This is a genomic window from Streptomyces doebereineriae (genome assembly GCF_031845645.1).
GTDB lineage: Bacteria > Actinomycetota > Actinomycetes > Streptomycetales > Streptomycetaceae > Streptomyces > Streptomyces canus.
Genome location: NZ_JAVREZ010000277.1, coordinates 1 through 456, shown reverse-complemented (window position 1 = coordinate 456; position 456 = coordinate 1). Strand labels below are relative to the sequence as shown.

1 pseudogene is annotated in these 456 nt (G+C 77.2%); it reads left to right on the top strand.

Annotated elements, in window-relative coordinates:
- Positions 1 to 456 (top strand): annotated as a pseudogene (locus tag RNB18_RS51870) (endonuclease); the annotation flags it as partial.

Sequence of the window (456 nt, the reverse complement as noted above, 5' to 3'; positions counted from 1 at the left end):
CTGCTGGTGCTGAGCCTCCTGCTCTCCGCCCGTATCCGCGCCCCGGTCGCCGTGGCGGCGGCCCGGGCCCTGTACGGCCACGGCCTGCGCACCCCGCGCCGGATGGCGGACGCGACCTGGCAGCAGCGGGTGGACGCGCTGGGCGAGGGCCACTACCGGCGTTACGACGAGCGCACCGCCACCCAGCTCGGGGAGGGCGCGGAGCTCGTCCTCGACATCTGGCGGGGTGATCTGCGGCGGCTCCGAGAGGAGGCCGACGGCGACCGCGACCGGCTGATGGAAGGGCTGCGGCGCGTCCCGGGCATCGGTCCGGCCGGGGCCGACATCTTCGTACGCGAGGTGCAGTCCCTCTGGCCGGAGATCGGCCCCTGGACCGGGACGAAGGCGGTGCGGGGGGGCCGAGCGGCTGGGCCTGCCCACCTCCCCCGGCAGGCTGGCCGAGGCGGGGCGCGGGCA